Raw genomic sequence first — 17,577 nt, 5'->3', positions numbered from 1 at the left:
AAGAAAAGCAATGTCAGGACATACTGGAGGAAGCAATATGTCTGCATATCAAAAAGAATACCTTTGGGCACAAAATGAACCGGAAAACTTTTGGCGTGCTCAAGCTGAAAACATTGATTGGTTTGAAGCGCCAAATACCATTTTGCAAGCTGACGAACATGGGATTGAACGTTGGTTTCCTGACGGCGTGTTGAACACGTCATGGCTCGCGTTGGATTATCATTGTGATCAAGGGAGAGGCGAGAAAACCGCACTGATTTATGACTCGCCAGTGACGGGGCAAAAACAATCTTATAGCTATCAAGCTCTGCGCGACCAAGTGGAAAAAATTGCGGGTATGCTTTCTAACCAAGGTATCACCAAAGGCGATCGCGTGGTCATCTATATGCCGATGATCCCAGAAGCGGCAATGGCGATGTTAGCGTGTGCTCGATTGGGCGCGATTCACTCGGTGGTGTTTGGCGGTTTTGCCCCGAATGAGCTCGCAGTTCGAATTGAAGACGCAGAACCCAAAGTCATCATGACGGCGTCTTGTGGCATCGAAATCAATAAGGTAATTCCATACAAACCTATGGTTGATAAAGCCATTATGGATAGTCGTTGGAAGCCAGAGAAAGTCTTTGTTCTTCAGCGCCCACAGTGCGAAGTCGAACTTAATCTAGAACGTGATTTAGATTGGCAGCAAGAATACGCACAAGCTTTGCCTCATGCGTGTGTCCCTGTGTTAGCAACAGATCCTCTTTATATTCTCTATACTTCTGGCACAACAGGGAAACCAAAAGGCGTGGTGCGCGACAATGGCGGTCATGCCGTGGCGATGAAATATTCGATGACGTCGATTTATAACATTCCTCAAGATGGTGTGTTCTGGGCAGCATCGGATGTGGGCTGGGTTGTTGGTCACTCCTATATTGTGTACGCGCCGCTGATTCATGGTTGTACCACTATTCTATTTGAAGGCAAACCAGTGAGAACACCGGACCCGGGTGCATTCTGGCGTGTTTGTGATGAATACAAAGTGGATGTGCTTTTCTCCGCGCCAACCGCTTTCCGTGCAATTAAGAAAGAAGACCCAGAAGGCGAGTTCATTAAGCAATACGACTTGTCCAATCTTGTTTCTATTTTTATGGCAGGCGAACGTCTTGACCCACCAACCCTAGAATGGGTAGAAAGCAAAGCGGATAAGCCGGTCATTGACCACTGGTGGCAAACAGAGACTGGATGGGCTATAGCGGGCAATCCGACCGGTATCGAGATGATGCCGGTAAAAGCGGGCTCTGCTACCAAGCCGATTCCTGGCTATCAGGTCGAGATTCTCAACGAAATGGGCATGCCAGTGGGCGCAAATCAGCAAGGTTTTGTGGCATTGAAACGTCCATTACCACCAAGCTGCCTACCGACTGTCTGGCGCAACCATGATCGCTTTGAAACTGGTTATCTAAGTCAATTTCCGGGTTACTACGTATCGGGAGATGGCGGTTACCTAGATGATGATGGCTACTTGTTTATCATGGGTCGTATTGATGACGTAATTAACGTTGCAGGTCACCGTCTGTCTACCGGCGAAATGGAAGAAATCGTGGGCGGTCACCCAGCGATTGCGGAATGTGCGGTAGTCGGTATCCACGATGAGTTAAAAGGTCAACTACCACTTGGCTTCGTGGTGCTTAAAGATGGTGTGAAGATTGATGATCTAACGCTAGAAGGTGAGCTGGTGGGTAAAGTGCGCAGCGAGATTGGTGCTGTGGCTTGCTTTAAACATGCGCTGGTTGTCGATCGTTTGCCAAAGACACGCTCAGGTAAAATTTTGCGAAGAACCATTCGTCAAATAGCCGATGGCGAGCAATACGTGGTGCCATCAACCATTGATGACCCATCCAGTCTAGGCGAAATCGAACGCGTGCTTAAACGCGGCTAGCTAAGTAAGATCTTAATTAAGTGCGCCCTTAGGTTATCTATGAGCAAGCACAAACACCGGAGCCTCTTGCTTTGTCGGCAAGAGGCTTTTGTATTCCTGCTTGCCTAAATGCATGTTTAAACACACACTATATGGATTCCTGTTTTTGGCTTCTTTTCCTATGTCTACTTTTGTAATCAAACCAGCGCTTTTTGACGATCTTGAACAACTTAACGACCTAATGTTCGAGCTGCATGATGAGCACCACATTCAATCTCCGGAATTTTTCAAAACCGCAGAAGAAATCGAACAAGAGAAGAGTATTGGTCGCTATCTCGATAATCCTGAATGTTTGGTGTATGTCGCTAGAGTTGAGGATGAGATTATCGGCTTTGTATCTGGGCATTTCTGCGAGCTTATTTCTACGGTTAGCAAGCCAGTGATGATGGGAAGCGTTGATGAGCTGTACGTTTTACCCGAATATCGTAAACAGGGCATTGCAAAAGCCTTGATTGAAAAGATTGAGGCGACGTTCGTTGATTATGGAGTGAAACAGATGTTTGTTGAGGTTTGGGACTTTAACCAGACAGCGATTTGTCTCTATGAAAACCAAGGTTTTGGGCATCATATTCATTGGTTAAGAAAGTCGTTATCTGAACGTTAATTAATGCCTCATTATGATGGTAAGTAAGTGATTCGTACTTAATATGGATGAAATTGATAGGTTTGACAGTAGTCGCTTTGGCTTTTGGCATCGATAAAACCAGTAGAGCATATCAAGCAGGTACGAATTATTCTGCAGGGGACGTGGTGACGAATAACGGTGCAAGTTACCAATTTAAGCCTTGGCCAAACAGTTTGTGGTGTGGCTCAACACCAAGCGCTTATGAACCAGGCGTGGGCAGTGCTTGGACTGATGCATGGCTGAAGCTGTAATCTTGTAATACATCTATAAAGAGAGTTTATTTATCGTTAGTAGTAAGCTCTCTTTTATTGTTTCAATCCTGAGAACGAGTAAAATCCATGTAAATTGTCCTGACGTTAACTTTATATAACTGGCAAAATCGCAGCCAATATTTCGAGTTATGTCTGTTTTTTGTCAGAACTATTTTGTGGAGTGTCTCAAAGTCTTTTTTGATATGTGCATCAAATGTACAACTGGTTACTTAATTTATGTCGAAAAATATCAGTAACCCTGTCATCATTGCTTTGTGATTCTTCTCTTTATGTAAGGTTGTATTTTGTGCTGAGACAGTTGTTTTTTCTCATCCTGTATTCTATTTCACTGTTTATTTCTCCTACATCTGCCGCTAACCCTCTTCCTGAAAACATCAAAGGGGCGCTTTGTGTTGTCCGAGCAGATGACAAGCTAGTACTTATTCATGAAATATTGACGAACAAAATCTCACTTCCTGGCGGTACGATTATCGAAGGAGAATCACCGAAACTTGCGGCTCAGCGAGAAACTTGGGAAGAAACGGGTTTAGTCGTAACGGTTGGGGACGAATTGGGTAGAACCGATACGGCAGTATTTTTCGATTGTGTTTCAGATTCTGAAGTGATCGCTTTCTCGAGGACCAACTCGTTAGACGGAAATGAGCTACCTATATGGTTTGCGCCGCATTATGGTGTCGAGGTTGCATCCGCTATGTTGGTTGAACCGAGTAACATGGCGGCATCACTGTATCGTTATCCTACACAATGGGCAGATGTAGCGGGCTTTTATTCGCACGCAACAGACCAACCAGTTGTATATGTCGATCAACTTATAGAGTCAGCGACGAGCTTTCGCCAAGCGGAGTTGTCTTGGATGGTTGATCTCCAAAGTTGGGTTGGGTCATTTTCTGAATCCAGCCGCGAGATGGCTTGTGAAGTCGCAGATATGATTACGGGCTTAAGTAGTCCAACATTCTTGCTGTTTCTGTTCCCATTCGTAATGATGAAGTTTGATAGTCGTTTCGTGTATCGTTTATTTTTTGCGGTGACGGCAACCTCTTTAATGGTTTTAGTCGCGCAGCAAGGCTTTTCATTGCCTCGCCCACACGTTTATATGCCGATGGCGGAGTTAACGCAGAGCTTCGGTTTTAGCTGCCCAAGCTTGCCTATTGCAGTGTGGTTTTGTGTTATGACGTTTTTGTTTCAAAGAACCAATAGTTTTGGTCTAAACCGAATCACTCTGTCTGTCGCTTTAGTTACGCTAACGGTGATGGCGTGTAAGTTCTTCCTTGGAACCGCCTTTATCTTGGACATGTTCATCGGCGCGGTGTTAGGTGTGTTAGTTGCATGGCATGTGCTGCGTCTAGAAAGCAATCCTGATGTGGATGTTGATAAGTTACTGAGCTCAAAGAGTGTTTGGTTCACGATGACAGCAATTACTGCCGTTATCTCAGTAATTTGGCCATTGCCTGTGTTTACGAATTGGTTGGCTATACTGATTACTGCTTCTGCGTTGGTGATGACGTTTAAAGAGTCTGAAATTCGATTTGAACGCCAGCAAATGCTTTTTGTGATTCTCGCTCTGTTGCTTGTTGAGCAACTTTATTTGTATCTAGGCACGACGGTTTCATTCAGTGGATTCTGGTCATTAGTGTTCAACACGTTCCACTATCCACTGTTAATGATTATTTTTGTGATTTTATCAAGAAAACTCATCACAGAAAGTGAGATTGATGTAGCCAAACAATAGCCAGCTACTCCCCAAATAAAGAGGCCCCGCAATGTGCGGGGCTTTTTTGTTTTTGATATGAACTCTAGACCAAATCTTAATTTTAAAATGCAATTCAAATAAAGAGTCAAAGTAACATTTGTGTCGTGTTACTTGGTGGGTTTAATTAAAGCTATGACTTATAAGGTTTTAATTCTTAGGTGATAATTGGCGTCATATTTGCTTTCAGTGAATATGTAGGAAATCTGTTGCATTTTTAGCTTGCACAAAACTGAGAAGCTTTTGCTGGTTGTTGGATGTCATGCAAAACGGATTTATGCATTTATCATGATCCACATCAACTAAGAGAGACAAATTATGATAGCGAAATACAATATTACGCTCGCTTGTCTACTGGGTGTCATTAGTCCTAACGTGATGAGCGAAACTGTCGATCTCGACTTTTCTAATCATCAGGAGGCGACTGACGGCACTGATGCGCAATTGGGGCCAAGCTACAGTGGCGCAGACATGCACTTTATTAATGTCGGTACGCATGATGGCAAAACCATTGATGCCAAAGTGTCCAGTAACACATTTGGGGATGCGACCTTTTTATTCCACACTCCAAATTACAAGCAGACAACTTCATCCGAGCCCAACGGTGATATCGGCTTTTTATACACAGTCAATTCCGCTGGTTCAGCAGGTCTCGTCTATAAATTTGAATTCTTCGATGGCACTGGAGCCTTGAGCGGAACATTTTCTGTCCCTTACGTTATTCCTGAGTTTGAGTTTATTGGTTACGATATTGATGGTGAGTCGGTTCAATCTGAACAACTTAGAGTTTTCAAGAGTGAAGGGTTCTACAGCTATCAAACGGGTACAGCAGCAGCAAGCTTAACCGCAGTCGAAGAGGCTGACGGCTCGGTGCTCTTCACAGGTCCTGGCACCAACTTTGATGAAGCGAATACATCTGGTGCGGTCAAGCTTGTGTATAAAAACTCATCAACAGTCACGCTTCAGTTCGAAACAGAGACATCCGCGAGTTCTCCTTTCCCAAACGCCATTTTTTCAGCCTTTGACGGGAACTGGGAGTTATCAGGCTTTACCAACCCAACGGAAACCAACGATGAGTTCGACTTTGGTGACGCTCCCGATAGTTATGGTACTTTACTGGCAAACAACGGTGCGCAGCATGCTGTGACTACATCTTTGTTTATGGGTAGTAGCATCGATGCAGAAAGCGACGGGCAGCCAAACGCAGCGTCAACAGGTGATGACTTCGACGCGCTCGGTGACGATGATGATGGCGTTACGCTTCTGACTAACTTTGAAAAAGGTCTTGATTCTCTCATTAACGTTACCGTTGTTGGTACTGGTTATCTTCAGGGTTGGGCCGATTGGGACATGAATGGTAGTTTTGATGCAGACGAGCAAATTATTCTGAATCACGCGGTTACTACGGGTGCCAATGTCGTTCCTGTGCGTGTAAACGATGATGCATTGATTGGTAACGTGCAAACACGATTCAGGGTTTCAAGCTTAGTCAATTTACCTAGCGACGGTTACGCTGGTGATGGTGAGGTTGAGGATTATGTTTTCGATGTGACAGACCCAGGTACAACTATACAGACTTCGGACTACTACACTGCTGCGTTTGAAGATAACTGGCCTGAAATGGGAGACTTTGACCTTAATGACGTAGTGACTTATTACCGTTCTAAGCTGGTAATCAAAGACGGCAATGTACTACGTTTTGATATAGAAGGTACAGTAACTGCTTACGGTGCTTCGTATAAAAACGGTCTAGCTTGGAAGTTGGAAGGTTTCTCTGAAAGTGATGTAAATCTTGACACGGCGAGAGTGACTAAGAATGGTGTGACAAGAAGTAACATCTCTCCATTTACAGGTGAAGACAAATCGGTCGCATCTCCTGGAGGGGATCTTGTTGTAGTTGCATCTACTAACTTGAAAGGTGATATTCCGATTAACCCTGAGTGTGGTTTCCACCGAACCAATCCAAGCTGTAGCATAAGTCTTGAATCAACAGAGATGACATTCAGTATTTCTCTACCGTTCAAATCAGGCTCTGAGCCATCAGTTTCTTCTTTCCCTACATTAAGTGGTTTTGACCCATTTATCTTCGCCGGTGGTGGTTACCATGGTGATAGTTTCACCACTCCTCCAGGCAAAGATATAGAGATTCACACCGCGGACTTTGCACCTACGTCAAGAGGTACCTCGGTCAGTGGGTTCTATGGTACTGCAGATGATGATTCTGATGCTGCAACCAGTAAATACTACCGTACCAGTGGCAATCTTCCGTGGGGGATTATTATCCCTTCAAGTTGGAACCATCCTTCAGAGTACATTGATGTAAGTATTGCTTATCCTGACTTTGCGGAGTGGGCTGAATCTGGTGGTTCATCAAAACCAACTTGGTATAACAACCCAGATGCTAGCAACACTTGGACAACAGCGGATTAATGAGGAGGATATTATGAAAATACGTAACTGGATAGTAAGCGTCCTAGCAATTCTCTTCGTCTTTGGATGTGGAGGAGGTGATGACTCAGGCTCTGGTTCGTCTACACCGCCAGCGGGCGTTACTCAAGATGATGATCAAGTTGAAAATGATGATCAACAACCTCAAGAGGATGACGACCAAGCACAAGATGAAAAGCCAACCGGAATTACTGCTAACCTTGTGGTACCTGAAGACTTTGACTTCAAATCTGAAAGAGAAGTTAAAGTCGAGTTATCTGTCGCCAATAGTCAGTACTCTCGTGGTTTTCTATCGGTATACACTGATATGTCCGATGGTACGGTTGATTATAATTCTCAGGTAATAAGAACGCCTGTTACAAACGGCGAATCTTACAATGGTGTTGTGATGTTACCTAATCATCAAACAGCTATTTGGGTTGAGGTTTGGTACCCAGAGGACTTAGACGCAGTGATAAAGAAAAAAGTCGATGTTGTTGATGGTGTCGCGAGTGCACAGTTATAATCTCGTGAACGATAGAGGCCGAGCAATTAATGCTCGGCCTTTTTAATTTTTAGCTAAGAACAAACTTCTCGATTGATTTAGCGACACCGTGGTCATCATTGCTTTCGGCAATATAGTTTGCGATACGTTTGGTCTCTTCCATCGCATTCGCCATAGCAATACCGAGGCCTGCGTATTCAAGCATATGGTGATCGTTTTCTGCATCACCCATGCAAATCACTTCTTCAGCTTCGATACCCAAGTATTCAGCGATCGCAGAAACACCGATACCTTTGTTGCTTGACGGGTTTAAAAATTCTAAGAAGAAAGGCGCGCTTTGCACTACCGTAAACTCTTCTTTTAATTCCGCAGGTAACGCCGCGATAACTTCAGTCAGTTTGCTTGGTTCTGCAACCATCATCGCTTTAATGATCCCGTGATCATCTTCTAGAGCGTCGAAGTTCATTTCGGTAATTTCAAGACCGTTGATTTTCGCTTCAATGTCTGTGTAAGGGTTGCTTTCTTCCGTGATTAGGCCGTGCTCTTGGCTGAATGCGTGAACATAAGCGCCAAGTTCTCGTGCTTTACGAGCGATCTTCTTCGCCGCTTTGCCATCGATGATTTGCTGGTGGATGATTTCGTTCGTACCAATATTCTTCACCATTGAGCCGTTATAGTACAGAACGAAGTCTTTGTCCGAGTCGATGTTCAACTCGTCTAGCTTGTCTTGCATTCCTTCCAGAGGGCGGCCTGAGGCAAGGACTACAGTAACACCCGCTTCACGAGCTTTAGCAATCGCTTGTTTGTTCTCTTCAGAAATGACTTTCTCGCTATTTAACAGCGTACCGTCCATGTCTAGGGCGATCAGTTTGTACATCTTTACTTACCTTAAAAATTGGGAACCTGCGTATAAAACTACAAAACAACCTATTTTAACAATTTATTTTTGGTTTAAATTGACCTGAGTGCGCCTCTCCATTAAGGTCTTCGCCTCGAAGTATAATGAGTTGAGTGAGTTCTACGTTGTATAAGCTAAATGAGATGTTTGAAACCATCCAAGGGGAAGGGGTTTTCACTGGTGTGCCAGCGGTTTTTGTACGTTTGCAGGAATGTCCGGTTGGGTGCTCTTGGTGCGATACGAAACAGACTTGGTACGCAGAAGAGAAAGACCAGCGCCAAATCGGCGATATCTTGGTGAAAACAGAAGATTCTCCAACCTGGTGTTTCGCCTCGGCGGAAGACATCGTAGCTGAATACAAAAAGCAGGGCTTCAATGCTAAGCATATTGTGATCACTGGTGGTGAACCATGCATTTATGATTTACGTGTGTTGACGGCTGCTTTTGAAGAAATGGGTTGCCAATGCCAAATTGAAACCAGTGGTACTTCAGAAGTGGTGACTTCAGAAAGTACATGGGTGACGGTGTCACCGAAGGTCGCAATGAAAGGGAAGCTACCAGTACTCAAAAGTGCATTAGAACGCGCAAATGAAATCAAGCACCCGGTTGGCACCCAAAAAGACATCGATCAACTGGATGTGTTATTGGCGACTGCAGAGATCGGTGAGAAGACTGTGATCGCACTTCAGCCTATCAGTCAAAAACCTCGTGCGACCCAACTGTGTATTGATACCTGTGTTGCTCGCAACTGGCGTCTGTCGGTTCAAACTCATAAATACCTAAGTATTGCTTAAGCTCGGAGAGAAAGATGAAAAAAGCAGTGGTTGTTTTCAGTGGTGGACAGGACTCTACAACATGTCTGGTTCAAGCGTTAAAAGAGTTTGACGAAGTACATGCTATTACATTTGACTACGGTCAGCGTCATAAGTTGGAGATTGAAGTGGCAGAGAAAGTCGCGAAAGATCTTGGTGTCACTGCACATAAAGTGATGGATGTTGGTCTACTGAATGAACTTGCTATCAGCTCTCTGACACGTGATGACATTCCTGTTTCACATGAGCTACAAGAAAACGGTTTACCGAACTCTTTCGTTCCTGGCCGCAACATCTTGTTCCTGACCCTTGCTGGTATCTACGCGTACCAAATTGGCGCAGAAACGGTAATTACGGGTGTTTGTGAAACGGACTTTAGTGGTTACCCAGATTGCCGTGATGACTTTGTAAAAGCGATGAACAGTGCGTTGGTTAAAGGCATGGATCGTCAGTTTGAAATCAAAACGCCATTGATGTGGTTGAACAAAGCAGAAACGTGGGCGTTGGCCGATCAATATGACGCGTTGCCACTTGTCCGCGAAAACACGTTAACTTGTTACAACGGCATCATCGGTGATGGTTGTGGTGATTGCCCGTCTTGCGATCTGCGCAAAGCGGGCTTAGATGATTACTTGAACAACAAAGATGCCGTTATGCAGTCGTTGATTCAAAAACAGAAGTCGGAAGATCAATAGGCTCGTTATAAGCATCCATCACGGCGTTATGCCCGTTTCTTTTTGATTGATACAAAGCTTGGTCTAATATCGAATACAGTTCATCAAAGTTACTCAAAGGCTTTGAGGTGGAAAGATAGGCCAAGCTTGCTGTCACACTCAGTGAATCGCCTTGTTCACTCTTAATCTGTTTTTCTGAAATGGTTTTATGCAAACTTTGAATACGGAATGGCACATCAATCTCATCAACATTCTTGAGTAACAAGATAAACTCTTCTCCTCCCAGACGCCCAATATACTCACCTTTGTTTAGCTTAGTTTGAATGGCTTTGCATACGTGTTTTAACACCAAGTCCCCAGTAGGGTGACCGTGTTGATCGTTAATCAACTTAAAGTGATCCAAATCTATCAATGCCAATACATATCGCATGTCTTCTGGAGCACTGACAGTTTGAGCTCTTATTTTTTCAATAATGGTGCTGCGGTTTAATGAACCAGTTAGGCGGTCTAAGCGAGATTTTATCTTTGTTTTACGCAGCACAAACAGTACGACGAGTAACACAGTAAGTAAGCAGAAAATAATGAAGTTGTACGCACGTTGCTGTTCACTAAGCTTTTCAATTTCTAGTAGTTTTAGGTTTCTCTCGTTATCGATCTTAACGAGTTGCAAGTCATATTCGTACTCACTCTTGGTTAAATCCAACGCTTCAATTGCTTTAACATTGCTGTCATCGCGGTTCGCCAACTCTAATTTAGCGTACTCTTGGTAATGAGAAAGGGCAGCGGAATTGTCATCTAGTTTCTGATATGCCTGAGACAAGAGTAACTGAGCTTTCGCTTGTAGCGCGGTCGTTGCGTTTTTATTCGCGAGTGCCAAAGCAAGTTCACCATGTTGAAGTGCTTTGTCTAAAACGTTGTGCTTTAAGTAAGCAAAGCCAGCTGCAAGATGACTTTCGGTTTGTAATCTTTCGTTGTCATACTCTTCGCCTAATTCTAGCGCCTTCTTAATATGCGGAACTGCGCTTTTTAGGTCTCCGGAATTTACATAAGCAGACCCAAGACCAAGATAGGTAAGGCCTTTACCATATGGATAATCCATCTCAGCAAGTAAAGTGAGTGCATTTTTATAATGGCTTATTGCTTTTGCGTAGTTTGAAGATCGACTGTACATTGATGCCAAGCTGTGTTCGACCTGTGCCACTTGTAAAGGTGGAGCATCTAACTGACGAGCTAATAGTGCTTGTATTAGATATTGTTCAGACTGTTTGTATTGGCCCAGCTCACTCAGTAAGTTTCCTACATCGTTGTAGACACCTGTAGGGTCGCTTTGAGGAGGCATTTCCGTTAATAAACGGCGGTATAAACGTAAAGCGACCTCATACTCACCTCGCAAATCAAAGTTGTTAGCGATCACGCGTAACGCTAGGTCGGCAGGAATGCTCTCTTGATGGTCGCGATTTAGGTGCTTGTTCAATGAAGAGCAAAAGAAGTTTGCCTTGTGGTATTGTCCTTGCTGGTTCAATGTGTAGCACAGTTGATAGTTCATTAGTGCTTTCGTTTCTTCATCTTTATGTTGTTTAGCGCTTTGCAAAAGTGAGGTAAAGATGTCTACGGAAGTGTCGTAGTCGCCACTTTTTCTTTCTGAAAGCGCAAGGATGTATTTCGACTCTAGCTTGGCAAAGTGATTTTCTAAGATTTGGCTGCTGCCGTAGTAGGGCTGGTCGATGTTTGACATGTACTCATAGATCAATCCACTGACGTAAAGCTTTTCGCTATTGGAGTCTGCCGTATGATATCGATCCTGAAGCATACTAAGCGCAGACTTTGAATTCGTTTTCATCGTTGCTTGATAGACAGCATGCCATTGCGTGATATTTTGAGTGTCACTTGCGTTTGCTTGGCTTCCTAGAAATAGGGATGCAAGCAAAGAAAGCAGCGTACGCATAGTGATGTAACCTTATGTTATTTTTATATTCTTTGTTCAGTATGATATACCAATTGGGTGCGAGTCATTGTGACAAAAACCGAAGGGTATAGATATTGGGATGAAGAAAAATATGCGCTCGGTCGAGCTTTACATAGAAAAGGTAAGTAATGAAGAAAGACCTCAGCGCGGTGCTGAGGTCTTGGAGAATTAGCCTACGTACAGTTTCGCTAGGTCTTGAGGTTCAACCTCTTTGCCTTCCAACTGTGCGTTCCAGTTTGTACCAACAAGAACGCCATCTTCAGCAAGAGTTAGAAGCCAATCTTCAACAAAGATATCTAGAGGAATTTCTAGTACTTCGAAATCTGCCCATTCTTCAACGTTATGCGCTTGTGCGTCTTCTTTCGCTGACCAAAAAGGCATGACTTCGCTGTTTTCGAACTCAGTTGAATCGCAAGATAGCCAACCTTCTTCATTGCGTAGACCCCAAACCAGTTGGTTTTCTTTCGTTTCTGCAACGAAAAGGTCAAGGTTTGCTTGGATATCTGTTGTAAGTTTGCTCATTTCAAAACTCTCATTGTTATGACGCGGCTAGATTAACACTAAAGCGTCGATTCCTAAAGCATAATACGGTTTCCAGAGAGTGAAAAAAGAAAAGGAGTCGAAGCTCCTTAAATTAACTTTTTGGTAGGGCGGTGAAAATCGTCCATTCTTTCTTTATCTCGCCCTTATAACCGATTACAGATGCAGTCACTCGTCGGTTGAGCGCATGACTCACTTCGTCTGTGCCTTGTTCGGCGAGGTGTGTATCACCAAATCCGACAATGCGGACTCTATCTGACTCGATACCATATCCAAGCAGCGCGGCACGAACGTTGTTTGCTCTGCGCTTTGATAAGTCTAAGTTGTGCTCTGAACCACCTACTTTGCTTGCATAGCCTTGCAATTCAATGGATGTGCTAGGGTATTCTTTTAGGAATTCAGACAACTCACGAATTTGACGACGGAATACGGGGTCAATTTCGTCCGAATCATTCGCGAAGAGTACGCGTACTTCCATCTTTTCAGACGACTTTATGTACTCACCACAGCCATCATTGTCGATCTCCGATGTTGTTGGTGTACCTGGGCACAGATCACGAGCGTTGATTACACCGTCATTATCATCATCTTGAAGGTCTGCAATTTGCTCGGCTTTCGGAGTCTCTGTGTACTCATATTTATCTTCAGCGGTTACATGATGAGAAGCTAGCATAACGCCTAGTGCTAACAGAATCTTTGTTGCTTTCATGTTTTAGTACTCCACCTTCTGATTCCACTCGGTTGGGACATCAACACGTAATGCGTTGAGTAACTGACCTGTCGCGTTCATGACTCGATACTTGGCGTATTGCTCGGCGTATTTTGCATCTAAATAGTCTTTACGAGCTTCAAAAAGTTCGTTTTCGGTGTTTAACAAGTCGAGTAGGGTGCGCTTACCGATACGGTATTGTTTTTCATACGCTATAACGGTTTGAGATGCAGAATCAACGTGATCAGACAAGAACTGCTTCTGTTGTTGAGTAAGGTCCAAAGCACTCCAAGATAGTCTCAAACCTTCTTCAACATTGCGATAAGCACGTTCGCGCAGATCTTTCGCTTTATTTAACTGGTAAGCAAAGCTCTCGGCGTTGGCTGCGTCACTGCCACCATTAAATAGGTTGTAGCGCATACGGAGCATGGCTGTCGTTTCATCACCACGACCTTCAATACCTCCAGCATCATCTCGCCACGTTTGTGCAGCTTCAACAGACAGTGTTGGGAAGTAAGTGCCTTTCGATTGCTTATATTGGAACTTCGCAGAATCCACATCTGCCATTGAAATTTGAATGACAGGATGAGTTTGAAATGCCAAGTCGATCGCATCATCTATTGTGTAAGGGATGAAGTTTTGATCTGCACGAGGAAATATCAAGCCTTGGGGTGTTTGACCAACAATACGAGTAAACATAGTGTGGCTGTCGAACAGGTTATTTTGCGCAGCGGCTAGGTTTCCGTGCGCTTTAGCTAAACGTGCCTCTACTTGTGTTAAGTCTGCCGTTGAGCCAATACCAGAATCAACCCGTTTTTTGATGTCTTGGTAGATTTTTTTATGCACTTTCAGGTTGTTCTCCGAAAGCGTTAAAATTTCGTATGCTTTAACCGCGTCTAAATATACTTTAGAAACTTCAAGTGCAGTGTCTTGAGCATCTGCAAGCAACTGAAATCGCACAGATTCAGCATCTGCAGCCGTTCTATCAATATCGTTTAGTGTCGCAGAGCCATCCCAAATCAACTGAGTGAGCGTAACGGTAGCCTCTTTTCGAGTCAGATCGGTTGACTCTCTACCAGATTCTGCTGGGTTAATACCTTCGTACCCAATTCCGGCATCAAGATCTACCGAAGGGAGGTAAGCGCCGCTCGAGGCTTCATTCACATACTGCTTACTCACGAATTCATTAAACGCACTTTTAATGTCAGGGTTTGTCTTAAGCGCATTTTCTACTGCTTGCTCTAAAGTTTGCCCAAAAACAGGGCTAGTCGCGAGCACACCTAAGCAAAAGGCGTTGGCACGAGTCCACTTCACTGTGATTCTCCTAATTAAGTAATATCAGAGGTGAGAAATTATTCTTATGAATTGATTGACCCCTATAAGCGTCAATAATCTAACGCACATAGGCATTAACAATCAACTATGTAACTGGTTGCTATTGAGATGCATGTGTAAATAGATATGAATTTTAAAGATAAACAACATTGAAAATTTGAATTGATATCACACTTATCAATCATTTAAATGGGATTGTGTTCCGTATGATAGTGATGCGTATTCCAAATGTAATTATCAGTATCGGCATACATTTTATGTGATGTATAAGTTGTAATTAAGTGTTAATACCCTGTTATTCATCAATGTATTGGGGCAAGATATAAAAAATAAGTATCATTGGTCAAAATGTTGACGGTAATTTTAGGTCAGGGGTTTATATGGATCGTACATCCTTAGTGTCATTTGGTGGGCAATTAGTTGTAGTAGGTTTGGATGGAAAGCTGCGTACACTTATTGAAAATGAACAACCATTACAAGGTGAAGTGATGGTCGCGCGTAATGATGCCGAGCCAATTGGTTTAAATGTCCAGCTTGTAAAAGAGAACGGTGTACAAGACGTATCGGGTGATGTCGCCCAAATTCTTGGAGCGTTAGAGGCTGGACAAGATCCTACCCAACTTTGCGATGAGTTTGCCTCGGCAGCAGGTCAAAGCTATGGCTCAAGCTTGCAGGCGAGTGAGGCTGTCGACTCTTTATTGGCTAATAACGAGATTGGTCTTGAAGCCAATGGTGATAACCTGATTCTAACGATTTCTGAATCAGATGGTTCGTCGAGCCAAAAAGTCGTGATTGAGGGTGGCTCTAATCAATACAGTGAGCTCTTAATCGACGGTTCTTTGTCTCCAGCAGGTGGTTCCGCCATCCTTAACGACCTGCTAAAAATCAATAATGACATCACGTAGTTATTATTCACCAAACGGAAGGAGAGAAAGTACTGCTTCCGATTGCCTTAAATCCACTTAAACAAAAAGGTCTAGCAGTATGCTAGACCTTTGTCTTTGGCATTTAAACTAACAACACTAACTCTTAGGCAGCGTTGTGAAAATCGTCCACTCTTTCTCAATTTCACCTTTATAGCCAACTACGGTAGCGGTTACCCTGCGGTTAAGTGCGTGGCTGGTTTCGTCCGTGCCCTGAGATGCAAGATTGGTTTCTCCAAATCCGACGATACGTAAACGCTCAGGAGAGATACCGTTATTAATTAATTCTTGCCTCACACTTTCGGCTCGTCGTTTTGAAAGTGCAAGGTTATATTCGTCTGTACCAGTGATACTTGTATAACCTTGTAGTTCGATTGATGTAGTAGGGTATTCTTTTAGGAAGTTGGAAAGGTCACTGATTTGATTTACGAAGACAGGTTCAATTGCAGAGGAGTCGTTAGCAAATAAGACTCGAATCTTCATTTGCTGAGAAGACTTAGCGTATTTTCCACAACCATCGTTGTCAATTTCTGAGCCCTCAGGAGTTCCCGGGCAAAGATCTCGCGCATTGATAACACCATCACCGTCATCATCGATCAAATCGGCGATCTGATCTGCATTGGGAGTCTCTATGTATTCATATTCGTCGCCCGTTTCTCTATTCGAGTTAGAGCCACTGCATGCTGAAATCAAACAAACCATAAACAAAATAGGTATTATCTTCATATTAATACTCCACTTTCTCTAGCCACTCTTGCGGGATGTCGATACGCAATGAGTTAAGCAGTTGTCCAGTTGCGTTCATTACGCGGTATTTTGCGTACTGTTCAGCGTACTTCGCATCCAAATAATCTTTACGTGCTTCGAAGAGTTCGTTTTCCGTGTTGAGTAAGTCTAATAATGTTCGCTTGCCAATACGATATTGTTTCTCGTAGGCAATAACCGTTTTGGCTGCAGAGTCAACATGGTCAGACAAGAACTCTTTTTGTTGTAAAGTTAAGTCCAATGCACTCCAGGAAAGCCTTAATCCTTCTTCCACATTTTGATAGGCGCCTTCACGTAAGTCTTTTGCTTTATTCAGTTGGTAGGCAAAGTTTTCGGAGTTGGCTGCATCACTGCCGCCATTATATAAGTTGTAACGGAGTCTAAGCATAGCGAGTGTCTCGTCGCTTCTGCCTTTCAATCCATCGGCATCATCACGCCAAGTTTGAGATGCCTCAATTGAAAGCGTAGGGTAGTTGACCCCTTTAGATTGCTTGTACTGGAATTTGGCTGAGTCTACATCAGCAAGCGCCACTTGAATCACAGGATGTACCTCGAAGGCTAAGCCAATAGCATCATCGATTGTGTACGGAAGAAAGTTCTCATCAGCTCTCGGGAATATCAATCCTTGCGGAGTCTGCCCAACAAGCCGAGTGAACATAGTATGCGAATCGAATAGATTGTTTTGTGCGGCGGCTAGGTTTCCGTGTGCCTTTGCTAGACGCGCTTCAACTTGTGTTAAATCCGCGGTTGAACCAATCCCTGAGTTTACCCGCTTCTTAATGTCCGCATAAATTTTCTTATGTACTGCTAGATTATTTTCGGAAAGTGTTAGAATTTCATAAGCTTTAACCGCATCTAAATAAACGCTCGTTACTTCAAGTGCAGTATCAGACGCGTCTGCTAAGAGTTGAAACCTTACGGATTCAGCATCAGCAGCCGTTCGGTCGATATCGTTGAGTGTCGCGCTCCCGTCCCAAATTAATTGGGTTAAAGTCACCGATGCCTCTTTCCTTGTGTAACCAGTATCCCCTCGACCGCCTTCATCAGATGGGTCCAAGCCTTCGTAGCCAATTCCAGCATCAAGGTCGATTGAAGGCAGGTATGCACCGGATGCCGCTTCCTTTACATACTTTCTGCTGTTGAACTCGTTAAATGCACTTTTTATGTCAGGATTATTTTTTAGTGTAAGTGCGACCGCTTGCTCTAAAGTTTGACCGAGAACGGATGGAGATAATATCAAACTACAGCAACAAGCTATTTTTAATCGATTCCATTTCACGGTGATTCTCCTAGAAATTTGGTATTGCTTCTTAATATTTCATCTCGCTAATGAGACAAAACAACACAAATAACAGCTGTCGTTAGATTAAATAATCAACGTCCTGCTAACCCTAGGCTTTTATTCAGAAAATACAGTGACTC

At 43.6% G+C, this 17,577-nt stretch carries 15 protein-coding genes and 1 pseudogene; 9 read left to right on the top strand and 7 right to left on the bottom strand.

Annotated features, from left to right (window positions below; genetic code table 11):
* Nucleotides 1-37: 37 nt before the first annotated feature.
* The 6 genes and pseudogenes from A8140_RS08355 (at nt 38) to A8140_RS08330 (ending at nt 7,554) form a co-directional block, all read left to right on the top strand.
* Nucleotides 38-1,918, top strand: a complete 1,881-nt coding sequence (locus A8140_RS08355; RefSeq protein ID WP_005530979.1) for a propionyl-CoA synthetase — start codon at nt 38-40, stop codon at nt 1,916-1,918.
* A 160-nt stretch (nt 1,919-2,078) separates the two neighbouring features.
* Complete coding sequence (locus tag A8140_RS08350) at nt 2,079-2,561, top strand: GNAT family N-acetyltransferase (RefSeq protein ID WP_005530977.1); 483 nt, start codon at nt 2,079-2,081, stop codon at nt 2,559-2,561.
* 107 nt (nt 2,562-2,668) lie between these two features.
* Nucleotides 2,669-2,833, top strand: a pseudogene (locus A8140_RS08345) (trypsin-like serine protease); the annotation flags it as partial.
* Between the two features lie 307 nt (nt 2,834-3,140).
* Nucleotides 3,141-4,583 carry a bifunctional NUDIX hydrolase/phosphatase PAP2 family protein gene (locus A8140_RS08340; RefSeq protein ID WP_005530972.1) on the top strand — a complete coding sequence of 481 codons (1,443 nt, stop codon included), beginning with the start codon at nt 3,141-3,143 and terminating at the stop codon, nt 4,581-4,583.
* A gap of 396 nt (nt 4,584-4,979) precedes the next feature.
* Nucleotides 4,980-7,031, top strand: a complete 2,052-nt coding sequence (locus tag A8140_RS08335) for an LruC domain-containing protein (RefSeq protein WP_414826149.1) — start codon at nt 4,980-4,982, stop codon at nt 7,029-7,031.
* A gap of 13 nt (nt 7,032-7,044) precedes the next feature.
* Nucleotides 7,045-7,554: a hypothetical protein gene (locus A8140_RS08330; RefSeq protein WP_005530968.1), complete on the top strand. Its 510-nt coding sequence runs from the start codon at nt 7,045-7,047 to the stop codon at nt 7,552-7,554.
* 49 nt (nt 7,555-7,603) lie between these two features.
* Here the strand turns inward: A8140_RS08330 and A8140_RS08325 are convergent, their stop codons facing one another.
* Entirely contained in the window at nt 7,604-8,410 is an 807-nt protein-coding gene (locus A8140_RS08325; protein ID WP_005530966.1) for a Cof-type HAD-IIB family hydrolase, read from the bottom strand.
* Between the two features lie 164 nt (nt 8,411-8,574).
* Here A8140_RS08325 and queE point away from each other — a divergent pair, with 164 nt between their 5' ends.
* Nucleotides 8,575-9,225, top strand: coding sequence for a 7-carboxy-7-deazaguanine synthase QueE (gene queE, locus A8140_RS08320; protein ID WP_005530964.1), 651 nt, complete (start codon nt 8,575-8,577; stop codon nt 9,223-9,225).
* A 14-nt stretch (nt 9,226-9,239) separates the two neighbouring features.
* Nucleotides 9,240-9,938 carry a 7-cyano-7-deazaguanine synthase QueC gene (gene queC, locus A8140_RS08315; protein ID WP_005530961.1) on the top strand — a complete coding sequence of 233 codons (699 nt, stop codon included), beginning with the start codon at nt 9,240-9,242 and terminating at the stop codon, nt 9,936-9,938.
* Here queC and A8140_RS08310 read toward each other — a convergent pair.
* The 4 genes from A8140_RS08310 to A8140_RS08295 form a co-directional block, all read right to left on the bottom strand.
* Nucleotides 9,895-11,862 (bottom strand): tetratricopeptide repeat-containing diguanylate cyclase, encoded by a 1,968-nt coding sequence (locus A8140_RS08310; RefSeq protein WP_005530959.1) that lies wholly within the window; start codon nt 11,860-11,862, stop codon nt 9,895-9,897. The two genes, queC and A8140_RS08310, sit on opposite strands and share 44 nt — an antisense overlap.
* A gap of 189 nt (nt 11,863-12,051) precedes the next feature.
* On the bottom strand, nt 12,052-12,405 hold the full coding sequence (locus A8140_RS08305; protein ID WP_005426565.1) for a DUF2750 domain-containing protein: 354 nt from the start codon (nt 12,403-12,405) through the stop codon (nt 12,052-12,054).
* 112 nt (nt 12,406-12,517) lie between these two features.
* Nucleotides 12,518-13,132, bottom strand: a complete 615-nt coding sequence (locus A8140_RS08300) for an OmpA family protein (protein ID WP_005530956.1) — start codon at nt 13,130-13,132, stop codon at nt 12,518-12,520.
* Between the two features lie 3 nt (nt 13,133-13,135).
* A complete protein-coding gene (locus tag A8140_RS08295; protein ID WP_005530954.1) occupies nt 13,136-14,446 on the bottom strand; it encodes a TolC family outer membrane protein in 1,311 nt (436 codons plus the stop codon).
* 401 nt (nt 14,447-14,847) lie between these two features.
* Here A8140_RS08295 and A8140_RS08290 point away from each other — a divergent pair, with 401 nt between their 5' ends.
* The gene (locus A8140_RS08290; protein ID WP_005530951.1) at nt 14,848-15,372 is read left to right on the top strand and encodes a hypothetical protein; all 525 of its coding nucleotides are present in this window, start codon (nt 14,848-14,850) and stop codon (nt 15,370-15,372) included.
* Nucleotides 15,373-15,489: 117 nt separating this feature from the next.
* On the opposite strand, the gene A8140_RS08285 is transcribed toward A8140_RS08290, so the two are convergent.
* The gene (locus tag A8140_RS08285) at nt 15,490-16,116 is read right to left on the bottom strand and encodes an OmpA family protein (protein ID WP_005530949.1); all 627 of its coding nucleotides are present in this window, start codon (nt 16,114-16,116) and stop codon (nt 15,490-15,492) included.
* A 1-nt stretch (nt 16,117) separates the two neighbouring features.
* Nucleotides 16,118-17,434, bottom strand: a complete 1,317-nt coding sequence (locus A8140_RS08280; RefSeq protein ID WP_005530948.1) for a TolC family outer membrane protein — start codon at nt 17,432-17,434, stop codon at nt 16,118-16,120.
* Between the last annotated feature and the right edge of the window lie 143 nt (nt 17,435-17,577).

This window comes from Vibrio campbellii CAIM 519 = NBRC 15631 = ATCC 25920 (assembly GCF_002163755.1).
GTDB lineage: Bacteria > Pseudomonadota > Gammaproteobacteria > Enterobacterales > Vibrionaceae > Vibrio > Vibrio campbellii.
This window is presented reverse-complemented; position numbering and strand designations above follow the sequence as displayed.

Coding starts and splice junctions, on each gene's coding strand:
- A8140_RS08355 (WP_005530979.1), top strand. CDS start 38: ATGTCTGCATATCAAAAAGAATACCTTTGGGCACAAAATGAACCGGAA.
- A8140_RS08350 (WP_005530977.1), top strand. CDS start 2,079: ATGTCTACTTTTGTAATCAAACCAGCGCTTTTTGACGATCTTGAACAA.
- A8140_RS08335 (WP_414826149.1), top strand. CDS start 4,980: ATGAGCGAAACTGTCGATCTCGACTTTTCTAATCATCAGGAGGCGACT.
- A8140_RS08330 (WP_005530968.1), top strand. CDS start 7,045: ATGAAAATACGTAACTGGATAGTAAGCGTCCTAGCAATTCTCTTCGTC.
- A8140_RS08325 (WP_005530966.1), bottom strand. CDS start 8,410: ATGTACAAACTGATCGCCCTAGACATGGACGGTACGCTGTTAAATAGC.
- queE (WP_005530964.1), top strand. CDS start 8,575: ATGTTTGAAACCATCCAAGGGGAAGGGGTTTTCACTGGTGTGCCAGCG.
- queC (WP_005530961.1), top strand. CDS start 9,240: ATGAAAAAAGCAGTGGTTGTTTTCAGTGGTGGACAGGACTCTACAACA.
- A8140_RS08310 (WP_005530959.1), bottom strand. CDS start 11,862: ATGCGTACGCTGCTTTCTTTGCTTGCATCCCTATTTCTAGGAAGCCAA.
- A8140_RS08305 (WP_005426565.1), bottom strand. CDS start 12,405: ATGAGCAAACTTACAACAGATATCCAAGCAAACCTTGACCTTTTCGTT.
- A8140_RS08300 (WP_005530956.1), bottom strand. CDS start 13,132: ATGAAAGCAACAAAGATTCTGTTAGCACTAGGCGTTATGCTAGCTTCT.
- A8140_RS08290 (WP_005530951.1), top strand. CDS start 14,848: ATGGATCGTACATCCTTAGTGTCATTTGGTGGGCAATTAGTTGTAGTA.
- A8140_RS08285 (WP_005530949.1), bottom strand. CDS start 16,116: ATGAAGATAATACCTATTTTGTTTATGGTTTGTTTGATTTCAGCATGC.